10 protein-coding genes are annotated in these 12,503 nt (G+C 67.5%); 9 read left to right on the forward strand and 1 reads right to left on the reverse strand.

Annotation, left to right across the window (positions count from 1 at the left end):
- Positions 1-584: 584 nt before the first annotated feature.
- The 8 genes from QX121_RS18705 to QX121_RS18740 all read left to right on the forward strand — a co-directional run bounded on the left by QX121_RS18705 (position 585) and on the right by QX121_RS18740 (position 10,578).
- Positions 585-1,613 (forward strand): LacI family DNA-binding transcriptional regulator, encoded by a 1,029-nt coding sequence (locus QX121_RS18705; RefSeq protein ID WP_315741203.1) that lies wholly within the window; start codon positions 585-587, stop codon positions 1,611-1,613.
- 119 nt (positions 1,614-1,732) lie between these two features.
- Positions 1,733-3,181, forward strand: coding sequence for a xylulokinase (xylB, locus tag QX121_RS18710; protein WP_315812719.1), 1,449 nt, complete (start codon positions 1,733-1,735; stop codon positions 3,179-3,181).
- 6 nt (positions 3,182-3,187) lie between these two features.
- The gene (gene xylA, locus QX121_RS18715) at positions 3,188-4,510 is read left to right on the forward strand and encodes a xylose isomerase (protein WP_315812720.1); all 1,323 of its coding nucleotides are present in this window, start codon (positions 3,188-3,190) and stop codon (positions 4,508-4,510) included.
- Positions 4,511-4,556: 46 nt separating this feature from the next.
- Positions 4,557-5,324: an ATP-binding cassette domain-containing protein gene (locus tag QX121_RS18720; RefSeq protein ID WP_315812721.1), complete on the forward strand. Its 768-nt coding sequence runs from the start codon at positions 4,557-4,559 to the stop codon at positions 5,322-5,324.
- On the forward strand, positions 5,324-6,421 hold the full coding sequence (locus QX121_RS18725; protein WP_315773080.1) for an ABC transporter permease: 1,098 nt from the start codon (positions 5,324-5,326) through the stop codon (positions 6,419-6,421). Before QX121_RS18720 ends, QX121_RS18725 begins: the two co-directional genes overlap by 1 nt.
- Positions 6,422-6,504: 83 nt before the next feature.
- The gene (locus tag QX121_RS18730; protein WP_315758434.1) at positions 6,505-7,440 is read left to right on the forward strand and encodes a sugar-binding protein; all 936 of its coding nucleotides are present in this window, start codon (positions 6,505-6,507) and stop codon (positions 7,438-7,440) included.
- Between the two features lie 364 nt (positions 7,441-7,804).
- A complete protein-coding gene (locus QX121_RS18735) occupies positions 7,805-8,677 on the forward strand; it encodes a helix-turn-helix domain-containing GNAT family N-acetyltransferase (protein ID WP_315773082.1) in 873 nt (290 codons plus the stop codon).
- A gap of 356 nt (positions 8,678-9,033) precedes the next feature.
- Positions 9,034-10,578, forward strand: a complete 1,545-nt coding sequence (locus QX121_RS18740) for a L,D-transpeptidase (RefSeq protein ID WP_315812722.1) — start codon at positions 9,034-9,036, stop codon at positions 10,576-10,578.
- Between the two features lie 55 nt (positions 10,579-10,633).
- Here QX121_RS18740 and QX121_RS18745 read toward each other — a convergent pair whose 3' ends face one another.
- Positions 10,634-11,302, reverse strand: coding sequence for a hypothetical protein (locus QX121_RS18745; RefSeq protein ID WP_315812723.1), 669 nt, complete (start codon positions 11,300-11,302; stop codon positions 10,634-10,636).
- A gap of 261 nt (positions 11,303-11,563) precedes the next feature.
- Between QX121_RS18745 and QX121_RS18750 the strand changes: the two genes are divergently transcribed.
- On the forward strand, positions 11,564-12,481 hold the full coding sequence (locus tag QX121_RS18750) for a PaaI family thioesterase (RefSeq protein WP_315799287.1): 918 nt from the start codon (positions 11,564-11,566) through the stop codon (positions 12,479-12,481).
- The last annotated feature ends 22 nt before the right edge of the window (positions 12,482-12,503 follow it).

The raw sequence follows: 12,503 nt of genomic DNA on the forward strand, positions 1-12,503 counted from the left end.
TCTGGCCACCATGATCCGCGCGGCGCCTCGAGCGCCGTCGCGAACGAAACACCAGCATCGGGGTGTCAGGACGCTGCGACTTCGCGTCCGCAAGAGATCGCTCGTCCGCATGCTCTCGCGAGCCTGCTCTCGAACTCTCGCGGCCACCGCATCCCCGCCTCGCGTGTCGTGACGATCGCGCGCAACGCCCCTCTCGTTGAGGCGGGATGGCCGGAGATAAGCACATTTTCCGATAAGACGAAAGAGAAATTTTCTGAAAAGCGGAAAATTTTCGAAGGGGGCCGGGCAGATCGCGTTCAATGCCGCGCAGGAACGTCGGCTGCCCGCGAGCCCCATGAGCAGGATGCAGCATGTTGATCGAACACGCGACCGTCAGCCCCGTCACCGCTCCGCGGCCGCTTGGAGGATGACGCCGTGTTTCGCTGGTGCAACTTCGCTCAGCTCGAGATCGGGGGACAGATGATCGGGGCGCGCTGTTGGATTAGCGCCAACTGCTAAAGTCTGTCGGCCTCCCCGCGCGCCCTGAAAAATGAGTTGCGCACCTCAAAAACCGCGCTATGGTCCTCAACCCAAAGGGGAGGAGCATGAACGCGCCGCTGACATTGCGGGATATTGCGCGGCAGGCGGGCGTGAGCCTCGCCACCGTCGACCGCGTGCTGCACAACCGGCCGGGCGTGCGCCCGGACACGGTGCGACGCGTCAAGGATGCGATGGCGCGCAGTGCGTTCCAGCCGCATGCGGCGGCCTCCGAACTCGCCCGTGCCCGCTCGCGGCGCTTTGCCTTCGTGATGCCGTCCGGTGCCAATCCCTTCATGCAGCAGATTCAGGCGCATCTCGGCGAGTTGGCGAGCTGGATGGCCGCGCGCCGGCTCTCGGTCGATGTCGTCACGACGGACGTGTTCGATCCGGCTGTGCTGGCCGGCAAGCTCGAAGATCTGGTCGGTCGCGTAGACGGTGCGGCGGTGGTGGCGCTCGACCATCCGAGCGTACGCGCCGCGATCAATGATCTCGTCGAGTCCGGCGCCAAGGTCGTGACTCTGGTCTCCGACGTGCCGTCGTCGCGGCGGCATCATTATGTCGGCATCGACAACATCGCCGCTGGCCGCACCGCGGGTGCGCTGGTCGGACGCTTCGCCGGCGGCAGGGCGGGGCGGGTCGCGATCATGGCCGGCTCGCAAGGCCTGCGCGATCATGCCGAGCGCATCTTCGGCTTCGGCCAGGTTCTCGCGGCGGAGTTTCGGCAACTTGAGGTTTTGCCGGTTGCTGAGGGGCATGATGTGGACGATCGCTCGGAGCACCTCATGCGCGAGCTGCTGACCGAGTATCGCGACATCGTCGGGCTCTACAATGTCGGCGCTGGCACGGCCGGCGTCGCCAAGGCGCTGACCGAGTCGGGGCGGGCCGATGACATCGTGTTCGTCGGCCATGACGTGACGGCGCTGACGCGCAAGCTGCTGTTGAACGGCGTGATGGATGCGGCGATTTCGCAGAACCCGGGACACGAGGCGCGCTCCGCGGTGCGCGTGCTCCTGGCGCTGGCGCGCGGCGAGCCGATCCTGAGCGAACAGGAGACGATCCGCATCGACATCGTGATGCGGGACAATCTGCCGTGAGCGGATGGCCGCGGTGACGCGGTCGGCCTGAACACGGAATGAGAAACGACCGAGGCGCTGGTTTCGAGGCGACGCAGATCGCCGAGGCGCCTGGCGGTCCGTGTGGGAGGAGTGGAGTCGTGTTTCTCGGACTGGATGTCGGCACATCCGGCGTGAAGGCCGTGCTGGAGGACGAGACGGGCGCGCTGATCGCGAGCGCCTCGCGTCCGCTGGCGCTGTCGCATCCGCAGCCGCTGTGGTCCGAGCAGAATCCGGATCATTGGGTCGAGGCCGTCATCGGCGCGGTCGATGATCTCGCGCGTGAGCGTCCGCGTGAGACGTCAGCGGTGCGCGGCATCGGCTTGTCCGGCCAGATGCACGGCGCGACCTTGCTTGGTCGCGACGGCCGGCCGCTGCGTCCCGCGATCCTGTGGAATGACGGCCGCTCGCAAGCCGAATGCGCCGAGCTCGAACGCCGCTGTCCCGAATTGCACACGATCGCCGGCAATCTCGCGATGCCCGGCTTCACCGCGCCGAAGCTCGTCTGGGTGGCGAAGCACGAGCCGAAGATCTTTGCAGAGGTCGCGACGGTGCTGCTGCCGAAGGCCTATGTGCGCTATCGGCTGTCCGGCGAGATGGTCGAGGACATGTCGGATGCGGCCGGCACCCTGTGGCTCGACGTCGGCGCGCGGCGCTGGTCGGAGGAATTGCTGGCGGCGACCGGGCTCGGTCTCGATCACATGCCGCGCCTGGTCGAGGGCAATGAGCGGAGCGCCGTGTTGTCGCCCGAGCTGGCGCGGCGCTGGGGCATGGGCGCCGATGTCGTGATCGCAGGGGGCGCCGGCGACAACGCGGCGAGCGCAATCGGACTCGGCGCCATCCGGCCTGGCGATGCCTTCCTGTCGCTCGGTACATCAGGCGTGCTGTTCCGGGTGACCGACCGCTTCGCGCCGGCGCCGGAAGCGGCCGTGCATGCGTTCTGCCATGCGCTCGGCGGGCTGTGGCATCAGATGGGCGTGATGCTGTCGGCCGCGGCCTCGCTGGCGTGGCTGGCGCGCATTCTCGAGACGCCGGAAGCCGCGCTGCTGGCGCCGCTCGGCACGCGCGTCGAACGTCCGAGCCCGGTGCAGTTCCTGCCTTATCTCGACGGCGAGCGCACCCCGCACAACGATGCCCATGCCGCCGGCGCCTTCGTCGGCCTGCGCAGCGCCGCCGGCCGCGGTGATCTCGTGCAGGCGGTGCTTGAGGGCGTGGCGTTTGCCTCACGCGACATGTTCGCCGCGCTCGCGCGTAGCGCGCAGCCGATCAAAGAGCTCGATCTGGTCGGCGGCGGCTCGCGCTCCTTGTTGTGGGCACAGATCATGGCCGACGTGCTCGGCGTCACCGTGCACCGGGTCGAGGAGGGCGAGGTCGGTGCCGCCATCGGCGCCGCGCGGCTCGGCCATCTCGCCGCGACCGGCGCAGCACCGGCCGATGTCTGCCGCAAGCCGCAGCGGCTGCAGAGTTTCGAACCCCGCGCCACGCAGCGCGCGGCATACGACGCCGCCTACGCGCAATGGCGCAAGCTCTATCCCGCTCTCAAGGAGTAAACCCTCGTGAACGTTCAGGCTCCCTTCTTCCAGACCGGCGCAACCGTCACCTATGGCGGGCCCGAGTCGCGCAGCCCGCTGTCGTTCCGCTGGTACGACAAGGATCGCGTCATCCGGGGCAAGCGGATGGAGGATCATCTGCGCTTCGCGGTCTGCTACTGGCATTCGTTCTGTTGGCCGGGCGGCGATCCGTTCGGCGGCGAGACCTTCCTGCGGCCGTGGCAGCATGGCGATGATGCGATGGCGATGGCGCGTGCCAAGGCCGACGTCGCGTTCGAATTGTTCCGGCTGCTCGACGTGCCGTTCTTCACCTTCCACGACGTCGACGCCGCGCCGGAAGGCGCGACGCTGAAGGAGTTGGTCGCCAATCTCAACGCCATCGCCGACCTGTTCGAGCAGAAGATGGCGTCTGCCAAGGTGCGGCTGCTGTGGGGCACCGCCAACCTGTTCTCACATCGCCGCTACATGGCGGGCGCCGCGACCAATCCGGACCCGGACGTGTTCACCTACGCGGCGGGACAGGTGCGTGCCGCACTCGAGGTGACGCATCGTCTCGGCGGCGCCAACTACGTGCTGTGGGGCGGCCGCGAGGGCTACGAGACGCTGCTCAACACCGACATGAAGCGCGAGCTCGACCAGCTCGGCCGGTTCGTCTCGCTGGTGGTCGAGCACAAGCACAAGATCGGCTTCAAGGGGCCGCTGCTGATCGAGCCGAAGCCGAAGGAGCCGACCAAGCATCAGTACGACTTTGACGTCGCCACCTGCTACGGCTTCCTGCGGCGCTACGATCTGCTCGACGACGTCAAGCTCAACATCGAGCAGAACCACGCCATCCTCGCCGGCCACTCGTTCCAGCACGAGATCGCGCTGGCGCAGGCGCTCGGCGTGTTCGGCTCGCTTGACATCAACCGCGGCGACGATCTGCTGGGCTGGGACACCGACCAGTTCGCGATGAACGTGCCGGAGCTGGCGCTGGTGTTCCACGACATGCTCAAGGGCGGCGGCTTCACCACGGGCGGGCTGAACTTCGATGCCAAGATCCGCCGGCAGTCGATCGATCCGGATGATCTGCTGCACGCCCATGTCGGCTCGATGGACGCCTGCGCGCGTGCGCTGATCGCCGCCGATCAGATGCTCGAGGACGGTGCCCTGACGGCGCCGCTCGCGCAGCGCTACGCCGGCTGGGACGGCGAGGAGGGGCAGGCGATCCTCGCCGGCCGCCGCTCGCTCGCCGAGCTCGCCGACCGCGCCGTCAACACCGGCCTCGATCCGCAGCCGCGCTCCGGCCGGCAGGAATATCTCGAAAGCGTGGTAAATCGCTATGTCTGATGACAGCAGCCTGCGCACGATGACGAATGAGGCTGAGCGAGCCGTGATGAGCACCGCCGCGCAGCCAGTCTTGGAGCCAGTCTTGGAGCTGAAGGGCCTCGGCAAGCAGTTCGGCGCGATCCGCGCGTTGCAGGGCGTCGATCTTTCGATCGGCGCCGGCGAGGTCGTCGGCCTGATGGGCGACAACGGCGCCGGCAAGTCCACCCTGGTGCGCATCATCGCCGGCAATTTTCCGCCGAGCCAGGGCACCATCCGTTTCGGCGGCCGCGATGTGCATTTCCATCGTCCGATGGATTCGCGCAGCGTCGGCATCGAGGTCGTCTACCAGGACCTGGCGCTCGCCAACAATCTCACCGCCGCCGCCAACGTGTTTCTCGGTCGCGAGCTGAAGCGCAATTTCGGCCCGCTGGTGCTGCTCGACCACAAGGGCATGGAGGCGCGCGCGCTCGAGCTGTTCCGCGAGCTGCGCTCGGAGACACGCCCGCATGATCTGGTCAAGGACATGTCGGGCGGCCAGCGCCAGGCGGTGGCGATCGCGCGCACGCGGCTGTCCAATGCCAAGCTCGTGATGATGGACGAGCCGACCGCGGCGATCTCGGTGCGCCAGGTCGAGCAGGTGCTGAGCCTGATCCATCGGCTGAAGGAGCAGGGCATCGCCGTCATCCTGATCTCGCACCGTATGCCCGACATCTTCGCGGTGTGCGATCGCGTCGTGGTGATGCGTCGCGGCGAGAAGAAGGCCGACAAGCCGGTCGGCGAGACCAGCCCCGAGGAAGTGACTGCGCTGATCACCGGCGCCAAGGAGGCGGCGTGATGTCCGTTCCATCCGAGACCCGCTCCGCCGGCACCGAAGTCACCTTCACCAATGTCGGCGCCATCAGATGGTGGCACCGTGGCGTGTTCGCCTCGCAGACCGCTTATGTCACGCTGGCGCTCATCGCCCTCATCATCGTGATGAGCTTCGCCAGTCCCTATTTCCTGACCGAGGGCAATCTGCAGAACGTCGCCAAGAACTTCTCCTTCATCGCCATTGCGACGCTCGGCATCACCTTCGTCATCATCACCGGCGGCATCGACCTGTCGGTCGGTTCGATGATGTGCTTCGCGGCGATGATCACCTCGATGGTGATGACGACGCTGTCGACACCGGGGATGCCGCTGTCATCGCTGTTCGTGCATCTCGCCGCGGACGGCAAGACCGTGGTCGCCAACGTGCCCGGCCTGATCCTGATCGTCTCGGTGCTGGCAGGCCTTGCGGTCTCGCTCGTCGTCGGCCTGATCAACGGCGTCTGCATCGCCTTGCTCGGGCTGTCGCCGTTCGTGACCACGCTCGGCATGCTGTCGATCGTGCGCGGTCTCAGCTATGTGATCTCGAACGGCAAGGGCAGCTTCCCCGGCGGCCCCGACGCCGATTATTTCTATGCGTTGACGCAGGGCGATGTCTACGGCGTGCCGGCGCCCTTCATCTATCTGATTGCGTTGGCGCTGGTGATGGCGCTGGTGCTGCACCACACCGCGTTCGGCCGCCACGTGTTCGCGATCGGTGGCAACGAGAAGGCGGCGGAGCTGACCGGCGTCTCGGTGCCCCGCGTGAAGATCGAGGTCTATGTGATCGGCGCGCTCGCCGCCGGCCTGCAGGGCATCATCATCTCCGGCTGGCTCGGCTCCGCGCCCGCCAACATGGCGACGTCCTATGAGCTCAACGTGATCGCGGCGGCCGTGATCGGCGGCGCCAACCTCGCCGGCGGTCTTGGCGGCCCGCTCGGCGCCATCGTCGGCTGCGTGCTGCTCGAGGTGATCAGGAACGGGCTGGTGCTGGCGCAGGTCAACTCCTACTGGCAGCAGACTCTGGTCGGCGTGATCATCATCGCCGCCGTGCTGGTGGATCGTATCCGCGCACGCCTGCTGTGACGAATACTGGCCGGGATGACAAGCGCGTCTATCCTCACCCGGAGCAGACAATCATCAGGGATAGACATGGAGGAGGGAAACCCATGAAGAAGCTGCTCTATGCGGTCGCATCGCTCGCGATCATGCTGGCCCCGGCGCAGGCCGAGACCAAATACCGCTTCGCCATCGTGCCGAAGGCGATGAACAATCCGTTCTTCGACGTCGCGCGCGACGGCTGCCTGAAGCGCGCCAAGGAGCTCGGCAACGTCGAGTGCATCTACAAGGGTCCGGTCGAGCACGAGCCGGCCACGCAGGCGCAGATCATCCAGGACTTCGTCACGCAGAAGGTCGACGGCCTGGCGATCTCGGTGGCCGACGTCGCCGCGATGACGAAGTCGATCGAGGCGGCGACCGCCGCCGGCATTCCGGTGATCACCTTCGATGCCGATGCGCCGGGCTCCAAGCGCATCGCCTATATCGGCACCAACAACAAGGATTTCGGGCTGGCGCTCGGCAAGCAGCTGCTGCAGCTCCGACCCGACGGCGGCAAATATGCCGTCGTCTCCGGCGGCCCCGGCGCCAAGAACCTCGCCGAGCGCGTCGATGGCGTGCGTGAGGCGCTGAAGGGCTCGAAGTGGACGGAGGTGGCGGGCTCGCCGACCTTCTGCAACGACGATCCCGCGCTCGCCGTGCAGCAGATGGCCGATCTGCGCACCGCGACGCCGGATCTCGGCGCCATCGTGCCGATCGGCGGCTGGCCGATGTTCGCGCCCGAGGGCTACAAGGCCTTCGTCAACAAGAACCGCAAGGACATCGACGCCGGCAAGCTGACGCTGGTCGTCGCCGACACGCTCAAGATGCAGCTCGAATTGCTGCGTGACGGCTATTCCAACGCGCTGACCGGCCAGCGCCCGTTCGAGATGGGCGAGAAGGCGATGGACACGCTGCTCGCGATCAAGAAGGGCGAGAAGGTGCCGGACGTGATCTACACCGGCCTCGATCTCGTCACCAAGGACAACGTCGCCAAGCTTCTGAACTGAGTTCCTCCCGGGGAAAACCTGGCGGTCCGGCATCCGGCTTCGGCCGGCGGCTGGGCCGCCCTTTTTGTTTGGGATGCTTAGTGCGCGTTGGTGCCGGCGCTTGAGCCGCCTCGTATGTGTGCCTCTGTCTTAGCCAACAAGATGCTGCCGATCGTCTCTCCGTCATCGTCCGCGACGGCGGACGATCCAGTATTCCAGAGACGGTCGTGGGCAATCGAGCCGCCGCGGCGTGCTGGATCATCCGCCGGAGCCTGTCATTGGGCTCGCCGAAGGCGAGACCCGGTGGCGGATGATGACAGTTGGGGAGAGGCAACACGGGCCCGGACGATTGACAGGGGGATATATCTGACTAAAGTCAGACATTATGCTCGACCCCATCTCTCGCGTCCGCCGCTTCAACCGCGCCGTCACCTCGGAGGTTGGCGCGCTCGACACCTCGTTTCTCGGGCGCGGGCGGCCGCTCGGGGCGGCCCGCGTGCTCAATGCGATCGGCCATGGCCGCAGCGACGTCGCCGATCTGCGCGACTATCTCGCGCTCGATTCCGGGCTGATGAGCAGGCTGCTGCGCAGCCTGGAGGAGGAGGGGCTGGTGACGACCAGGCCGCATCCCGACGACGCGCGCCGCCGCATCGCCAGGCTCACAGCCGCCGGGCGGCGCGAATTCGAGGCCTATGAGACGCTCTCCAACGCCCAGGCCGAGTCGATGCTGGCGCGTCACGCCCAGCCCGAGGCGCTTTTGGCGGCGATGGACCTGGTTGCGGCCGCGCTGGGACGCAGCCGCATCGCCATCGACGAGGTTGATCCGCGCGGCGAGCAGTCGCGCTACTGCCTCGGCGAGTACTACGCCGAGCTGTCACGCCGCTTCGAACGCGGCTACGACGTCGCGCTGTCGCGCGATCCCGACGCCGCCGACATGACGCCCCCGCGCGGGGCTTTCTTCGTGGCGCTGTCCGACGGCCTGCCGCTCGGCTGCGTCGGGCTGAAGGGCAGCGGCGGCGATGTCGCCGAGATCAAGCGGCTGTGGGTCGCGCCCGCGGCGCGCGGGCTTGGCCTCGGCCGGCGGCTGATGGATGCGGCCGAGGACGCCGCGCGAAAGCTGTCGATCACGACGCTCCGTCTCGACAGCAACAGCGCGCTGACCGAGGCCGTCCAGCTCTATCGCCGCACCGGCTGGACCGAGATCGACCGCTTCAACGACGATCCGTATCCGGATCTGTTCTTCGAGAAGCAGGTTTGAGGTCGATCTCCCGTGACGCTCGGCGCTCGTGCATCGGGCTTCAGGAACGCGAGCGCCTTGTGGTCGGCGAATTGCTAGGGGACCTCTGCGACGGACCCCGTCGGCCTTCTCGGCGTTAAGCGATGGGCAACCGGCGGGTGATTGGATGAGGGTCGTTGGGTTCCAGCGATGAGAGGCAGACGGGCGTGCTTTGAGTCTAATCTGTTGCCTGAGCCTGACGCAATTGCGGCGAGGGCCTCGTGACTCGGGGACGCTTCTTCGCCTCACTTCACCCCAAGACTTGATCGAGCGTATAGATCGTCCTGCGCCGATCGCGCCGGCGCGGGCGGAACAGCAATGACGAATCGGGACAAGGCATGGTGACACGATCCACGGCGGCTCAGAACCTTGCAGCGATGCGGCGTCGCGGACCGGTCTTGATGACCCTTGCGGCCTTGGCGGCGCTGGCGATGCCCAGCTCCGCGGCCAACGCGCGGCAGGCGCGCCCCGCGCCGGCGACCGAAGCGACGGCGCCGCGCGCGCATGGCGATCCGATCATGGCGATCGTATCGATCAAGGCCCAGAAGGTGACGTTCTACGACGCCGACGGCTGGATCTGGCGGGCGCCGGTGTCGACCGGTGTCTCCGGCCGCGAGACGCCGGCCGGCGTGTTCGCCGTGCTGGAAAAGGACAAGGACCACCGCTCGACGCTCTATGACGACGCCTGGATGCCGAACATGCAGCGCATCACCTGGAACGGGGTGGCGCTGCATGGCGGGCCGCTGCCCGGTTATGCCGCCTCGCATGGCTGCGTCCGCATGCCCTATGGCTTTGCCGAGAAGCTGTTCGACCGGACCTGGATCGGCATGCGGGTGATCATCGCGCCCGGTGACCCGGCGCCGGTCGAGTTCTCCCATCCCGCCTTGTTCGTGCCGACCGCAGAGGCGCTCGCCGCGGTGCCCTCGCGCGCCGCGACGCTCGGCCGCGAAGCCGAGGACGCCGCCAGGCTCGCCGACGAGGCCAAGGCGGCGGCTGCCGCGGCCGAGCGCGAGGCCAAGGCTCTGAAGGCGTCCTTGCGCAAGCTGGAGCAGGCCAAGGCGCGCGCCGAGGCCGAGCTCAAATTCGCCGGCAGGAAGCTGGCCGCCGCCAAGACCGATCAGGCGAGGACGCTGGCCGAGGATGCGAATCAGAAGGCCGCCGCCAAGGCGACCGACGCGGCGGCGCAGCTCGAGGCCGCCAAGTCGGACGCGACCGCGAAGCTCGCTGCGGCGACCTCGACCAAGGATGCCGCCAAGGCGGCTGCGGCCAGGAAGGCCGATACGAGCAAGGCTGCGACGGACGCCAGGCTCGCGACCGAGCCGGTCTCGGTCTATATCAGCCGTTCCACGCAGATGCTCTATGTCAGGCGCAACACGCACAAGCCGGCCCCCGACGGCGGCGGCGAGGTGTTCGACACCTCGATCGAGGCGCCGGTGACCATCCGCGATCCCGACCGGCCGATCGGAACGCATGTGTTCACCGCAGTGGCGCAGAACGGCGCGGGGCTGCGCTGGACGGCGGTGACCATCGACGACGGCGACACCGCCAAGGACGCGCTCGACCGCATCACCATCCCGAAGGACGTGCTCGCTCGGATCGCGCCGACGGCCGTGCCGCGCTCCTCGATCATCGTCTCGGACGAGCCGCTGTCGAGCGAGACCAATTATCGGACCGAGTTCGTCGCGGTGCTGAGCAACCAGCCGCAGGGCGGCTTCATCACGCGCCGGCCGACGACCAATGTCGACGTTGCCAGCGGCGACGAATATGACGATGGCTTCGGCAGCTTTTTCCAGCGCAGCTGGGATGGCCAGCCCGTCGCGGCGCCGCGCCGTCGCGGTCCGCCTCCGACCTATTACCGGCCGGTGCAGCCGGGCTGGTGGTGACCAGCCGGCCTGATGCCTGACTGGGTTCGCGGGTCAGGCCGGATGGCACTTCAAATCAGTTGCGACCTGCGGGGATGACGCCGGGCCAGTGCATCAGGAAAGGCTGCGGCTCATGTTGCGCTTCGGTCGCGCGCGCCACGCGCCTGACACGGTGAGGCCTGCGGGAGATCGAGCTGGTCGCCTCGCGGGCGGTCTCGATGCGTGCCAACTGCTGACGCATCTCGCCGGTGGAGGTCCGGAGCTGCTCGATGGTGACGTCGCTGTTCGCGGCCGCGGTGCGCAGCCCGCTCAGCTCGGTCGCCGCATCTTCCTGGGCGCCGCGGAGGCGGACCGTCTGGCGCTTCAGCAGCGCGAGATCGGACTCGATCTTGTCGGCCGTATCGCGGCGGCGCGCCTCGTTCTCGTCGGCGGTGGTGCGCAAGGCGGCCAGGCCCGTTTCGGCCGTGGTGAGGCTGGCGCGCAATTGCAGAAGCTCGCCGGAGGTGTCGCTCTGGCGGTCGCGCAGCTGGGCGGTCTCGGCCTTGAGCTGCGCCAGCTCCGAGGTCAGCGTGGCGACGCGGGTCTCGAGCGAAGGCGCTCCGGTCCCGAAGGAGAAGCTGTTGGCGCCGCCACTGCTCCACCACATCGCACCGGCGCTGGCTGCGAGCGCCAGGCTCAGGACAATTCGTAGAGAGGCCGTGCCGCTGCTCGGCGGGGCGTCCGGCGTCTTGGTGGGTCTGCGCATCGACAGGTCTCCGGGATTTGATGGCGGCAATTATGATCATATTAAGGTTGCCAATGTTCTAAGCGCGCCGCGCCGGCAGAACATTTCATCCACGTAGTTTTGCGGGAATGCAGGCTCGCAGCCTTGAGTCGTGAGCACGATCGGCGGCGCTCAATCGTGCGGATGCAGGGACGGCGATGATCCGGCCTGGATCGCCGGCACACAATCCGGATCAGTCGGAAAAGGCTTCGTGCGTCCTCGGGATCGTGATCTAAATCGCGCATGTCCAACATTCCGCCCATCGCCACACCGCCGGCATTCGACGAACTCGCCGAGGCCATCAGGCAGCGCCGCTCGGTCTATGGCCATATCAGCGGGCTCAGGATGGACCGGTTCGCGCCCGGCGAGGCCTGGTCGACCTTGCCCTATCGTCCGGTGTTCGTCGGCGACAGCGAGACCGGCGTCATCCATGGCGGCGTCGTCACCGCGATGCTCGACGAGAGCTGTGGCATGGCGGTGCAACTCGCGCTCGACGGCAGCCGGGCGATCGCCACGCTCGATCTGCGCATCGACTATCAGAAGCCGGCGACCCCCGGTCTCGACATCAAGGCCCATGCGGTATGCTTCCGCGTCACCCGCTCGATCGCGTTCGTGCGCGCCACCGCCTATCAGGAGGAGGAGACCGCACCGGTCGCCACCGCGACCGCCTGCTTCATGATTGGCGCCAACCGCACCAACATGCTGACCGACCGGGCGGCCTTCGACGGCGTGCCACCGCCGCTCGACGCACCGGACGATCCGACGGGGCCGTTTCCCACCAGTCCGTTCGCGCGCTGCCTCGGCATCCGCTTCGCCGAGAACGACACGCTCGTGATGCCGTTCTCGCACCGGATCATCGGCAATCCCGTGCTGCCTGCGATCCATGGCGGCATGACCGGCGCGTTTCTCGAAACCGCGGCGATCGTCACCGTGATGCGCGAGCTCGGCGCCACGGCGCCGCCGAAGCCGGTCGGCCTCACCATCAACTATCTGAGGTCGGGCCGTGCGCTCGACACCATCGCATCAGCGTCGATCGTCAAGCAGGGCCGCCGCGTCGTCGCCTTCGAGGCCCGCGCCTGGCAGGACGATGCGACGAAGCCGATCGCCACCGCCTTCGGCCATTTCATGCTGCGGCAGGCGCCAGGGCAGGAGCAGGACTGAGGAAGATCGCGTCGCGGGTTGC

Origin of the sequence: Bradyrhizobium sp. SZCCHNR2028 (assembly GCF_032380995.1) — a bacterium.
Lineage (GTDB): Bacteria > Pseudomonadota > Alphaproteobacteria > Rhizobiales > Xanthobacteraceae > Bradyrhizobium.

Coding starts and splice junctions, on each gene's coding strand:
- QX121_RS18725 (WP_315773080.1), top strand. CDS start 5,324: ATGTCCGTTCCATCCGAGACCCGCTCCGCCGGCACCGAAGTCACCTTC.
- QX121_RS18750 (WP_315799287.1), top strand. CDS start 11,564: ATGTCCAACATTCCGCCCATCGCCACACCGCCGGCATTCGACGAACTC.
- QX121_RS18705 (WP_315741203.1), top strand. CDS start 585: ATGAACGCGCCGCTGACATTGCGGGATATTGCGCGGCAGGCGGGCGTG.
- QX121_RS18735 (WP_315773082.1), top strand. CDS start 7,805: ATGCTCGACCCCATCTCTCGCGTCCGCCGCTTCAACCGCGCCGTCACC.
- QX121_RS18730 (WP_315758434.1), top strand. CDS start 6,505: ATGAAGAAGCTGCTCTATGCGGTCGCATCGCTCGCGATCATGCTGGCC.
- QX121_RS18720 (WP_315812721.1), top strand. CDS start 4,557: ATGAGCACCGCCGCGCAGCCAGTCTTGGAGCCAGTCTTGGAGCTGAAG.
- QX121_RS18745 (WP_315812723.1), bottom strand. CDS start 11,302: ATGCGCAGACCCACCAAGACGCCGGACGCCCCGCCGAGCAGCGGCACG.
- QX121_RS18740 (WP_315812722.1), top strand. CDS start 9,034: ATGGTGACACGATCCACGGCGGCTCAGAACCTTGCAGCGATGCGGCGT.